Annotated in this window: 2 tRNA genes and 2 rRNA genes; all 4 read right to left on the reverse strand. The window is 53.4% G+C overall.

The annotated features are described in order from the left end of the window. Nucleotides 1–139: 139 nt before the first annotated feature. A tRNA-Met gene (locus JM93_RS21590) sits at nucleotides 140–216 on the reverse strand. A 120-nt stretch (nucleotides 217–336) separates the two neighbouring features. Further along, nucleotides 337–451 (reverse strand): 5S ribosomal RNA (gene rrf, locus JM93_RS21595). A gap of 243 nt (nucleotides 452–694) precedes the next feature. Further along, nucleotides 695–3414 (reverse strand): 23S ribosomal RNA (locus JM93_RS21600). 537 nt (nucleotides 3415–3951) lie between these two features. Beyond that, a tRNA-Ala gene (locus JM93_RS21605) sits at nucleotides 3952–4027 on the reverse strand. Between the last annotated feature and the right edge of the window lies 1 nt (nucleotide 4028).

The raw sequence follows: 4028 nt of genomic DNA on the forward strand, positions 1-4028 counted from the left end.
GGTTTCGGGATCCTGATTTGTCTTTTTTGGCGTTCTGCGTCGGGCGCAGCGCTCCTTGATGGGGCGCGCTGAGGGTCTGACCAATATCCCCGGCCCGAATACACAAAAGGCCGCCCTTTTTGGCGGCCATTTTTGTATTTGGTTGCGGGAGCAGGATTTGAACCTGCGACCTTCAGGTTATGAGCCTGACGAGCTACCGGGCTGCTCCATCCCGCGTTAAGGTGGAGGCTATCGTTGAAGAGGTGTGCTGATGGGTTTGCACACTTTGATTGAAGAGATGCACTCAAGTAGGCGTTAGCCGATCGTGCACTGAAGTGTCCAAATTGCGCTTTGCAGGCCTGGCGGCGACCTACTCTCCCACACCTTAAGATGCAGTACCATTGGCGCTGGGGAGTTTCACGGCCGAGTTCGAGATGGGATCGGGTGGGGGCTCCCCGCTAGAGCCACCAGGCCGGCGAAGGGCAATTTGGATGTAAAACTGGTCTTTTTTTTGATTTTGACTGTTTTCCGTTCAGCCTTGCAAGGAACCTGAGTTCCGAAGCTTTTGCTTCGCAAGGCCAAGCGGCCGCCGGCCGGTCAGGCCGCGTGGTTCGCAGGCCAGGTCCGAAGGACCGATGCGCCCGTGAGAACAAAACATCTTAATCTTTTCAAAGCGCCAAGGGCGCTTTTAAAAGATGAACATTGAGTAATGAGAGCGATCAAGCCAAACGAGCTATTAGTAAAGCTAAGCTTCATGCATTGCTGCACTTCCACACGCTTCCTATCGACGTGGTGGTCTTCCACGGCTCTTCAGGGAGAACTTGTTTTGAGGTGGGTTTCCCGCTTAGATGCTTTCAGCGGTTATCCCTTCCGTACATAGCTACCCTGCAATGCGGCTGGCGCCACAACAGGTCCACCAGAGGTACGTCCATCCCGGTCCTCTCGTACTAGGGACAGATCCTCTCAATTCTCCTACACCCACGGCAGATAGGGACCGAACTGTCTCGCGACGTTCTGAACCCAACTCACGTACCACTTTAATTGGCGAACAGCCAAACCCTTGGGACCTGCTCCAGCCCCAGGATGTGATGAGTCGACATCGAGGTGCCAAACAATGCCGTCGATATGGACTCTTGGGCATCATCAGCCTGTTATCCCCGGCGTACCTTTTATCCGTTGAGCGATGGCCCTTCCACGAGGGACCACCGGATCACTATGGCCGACTTTCGTCTCTGCTCGACTTGTCAGTCTCGCAGTCAGGCAGGCTTATGCCATTGCACTCAACGAGCGATTTCCGACCGCTCTGAGCCCACCTTCGCGCGCCTCCGTTACCATTTGGGAGGCGACCGCCCCAGTCAAACTACCCGCCACACACGGTCCCGGACGTTGTTGCGCCGCGGTTAGATATCCATAAGGACAAGGGTGGTATTTCAAGGGTGACTCCACCTCAGCTGGCGCCAAGGCTTCAACGTCTACCACCTATCCTACACATGTCGTTACGAATACCAGTGTGAAGCTGTAGTAAAGGTGCACGGGGTCTTTCCGTCTGACCGCAGGAACCCCGCATCTTCACGGGGAATTCAATTTCACTGAGTCTATGCTGGAGACAGCGGGGAAGTCGTTACGCCATTCGTGCAGGTCGGAACTTACCCGACAAGGAATTTCGCTACCTTAGGACCGTTATAGTTACGGCCGCCGTTTACTGGGGCTTCAATTCGGTGCTTGCACACCTCCTCTTAACCTTCCAGCACCGGGCAGGCGTCAGACCCTATACGTCGCCTTGCGGCTTCGCAGAGCCCTGTGTTTTTGATAAACAGTCGCCACCCCCTGGTCTGTGCCACCCCTCAATGGTTGCCCATCAAGAGGTCTCCCTTCTCGCGAACTTACGGGAGCATTTTGCCGAGTTCCTTCAGCATAGTTCTCTCAAGCGCCTTGGTATGCTCTACCAGTCCACCTGTGTCGGTTTCGGGTACGGTTTATACGGTGGAGCTATTTCCTGGAACACCTTCGCCGCATCCCCAATCCAATAAGGAGATACGACACACAGCATCCGTCACTACCACCAAGCTGCAGAATATTAACTGCATTCCCATCGACTACGCCTTTCGGCCTCGCCTTAGGGGCCGGCTAACCCTGCGCCGATTAGCGTTGCGCAGGAACCCTTGGACTTTCGGCGAGGGAGTCTCTCACTCCCTTTATCGTTACTCATGTCAGCATTCGCACTTCTGATATCTCCAAGAGCCCTCGCGGGTCTCCCTTCGCAGACTTACAGAACGCTCCGCTACCGCGTGCTTACGCACACCCGCAGTTTCGGTGTATGGCTTGAGCCCCGGTACATTTTCGGCGCGGAACCCCTTATTTAGACCAGTGAGCTGTTACGCTTTCTTTAAATGATGGCTGCTTCTAAGCCAACATCCTGGTTGTTTTGGGAGTTCTACATCCTTTCCCACTTAGCCATAACTTAGGGACCTTAACTGGCGGTCAGGGTTGTTTCCCTCTCCACAATGGACGTTAGCACCCACTGTGTGTCTGCCGGATAGTACTTCTCGGTATTCGGAGTTTGGTTAGGATCAGTAAGGCGGTAAGCCCCCATAGCCCATCCAGTGCTCTACCCCCGAGAGTATTCATCCGACGCTCTACCTAAATAGATTTCGCGGAGAACCAGCTATTTCCGAGTTTGATTGGCCTTTCACCCCTAGCCACAGCTCATCCCCGACTTTTTCAACAGGCGTGGGTTCGGTCCTCCAGTGCGTGTTACCGCACCTTCAACCTGGCCATGGCTAGATCACTCGGTTTCGGGTCTAATCCAACGAACTCATCGCCCTATTCAGACTCGCTTTCGCTACGCCTACACCTACCGGCTTAAGCTTGCTCGTTAAATTAAGTCGCTGACCCATTATACAAAAGGTACGCTGTCACCCTTGCGGGCTCCAACTGTTTGTAGGCATCCGGTTTCAGGAACTGTTTCACTCCCCTCGTCGGGGTACTTTTCACCTTTCCCTCACGGTACTTGTTCGCTATCGGTCGACAAGGAGTACTTAGGCTTGGAGGGTGGTCCCCCCATGTTCAGACAGGATTTCACGTGTCCCGCCCTACTCAAGTCCTCAAATTCTCAACACCTGTACGGGGCTATCACCCACTAAGGCCCGACTTTCCAGACGGTTCCAGTTAGATCACTTGAGGCACTGGCCTGGTCCGCGTTCGCTCGCCACTACTAGCGGAGTCTCGGTTGATGTCCTTTCCTCCGGGTACTTAGATGTTTCAGTTCCCCGGGTTTGCTCCCTTACGGGTACTCCATACGGAGTGGGTTGCCCCATTCAGAAATCCACGGATCAAAGCTTATTCGCAGCTCCCCATGGCTTATCGCAGCGTATCACGTCTTTCATCGCCTCTTGTCGCCAAGGCATCCACCGAATGCCCTTAAGACACTTGATCACTCTCATTATCAATGTTCATCTTTTTGAGAGCCTCGAAGGCTCTTAAAAAGATCATTTATTTGTGCGCTACCGTGCTTCGCACTACTTGAGCGCGGTTAAACACTCAATCAGCACCAAACAAACGGCACAAATACGTTTGCTTCAAACCAAATCCAGCGTGGGCCCCTTTGTAAAACCCAAGCCATCAAAGGTTCAAACACAAACAGATCTTGATAATTAAGACCAGTTTCACGAGACTTCTTTGATCACCATGCGGTCAAGCTGGCACTCCGATTGATTACGGAACCCTATGATCACCACAGCAGGCCAAAACCCACCGCAATCTCACAGAGATCAAAAAAATCTTCTCTTCAACGATGTCAAGAACAGGCGGCAATCCAGACGATCACCGCAAAACGGTTACTTTCTCAAAAACGAGTTTTTGTCTCATGCGCTCACCCCAAGGGGAGCAGCAATCCAGCACTCAAGCAGGCGATAGCCGATAGCGCATCACAAATGCGCTCAAGTAGCGCGAAGCGCGGTAGCACAAAAGAAATGGTGGAGGCAGACGGGATCGAACCGACGACCTCATGCTTGCAAAGCACGCGCTCTCCCAACTGAGCTATGCCCCCC

It is taken from the genome of Roseibium hamelinense (assembly GCF_007830545.1).
GTDB classification, from domain to species: domain Bacteria; phylum Pseudomonadota; class Alphaproteobacteria; order Rhizobiales; family Stappiaceae; genus Roseibium; species Roseibium hamelinense.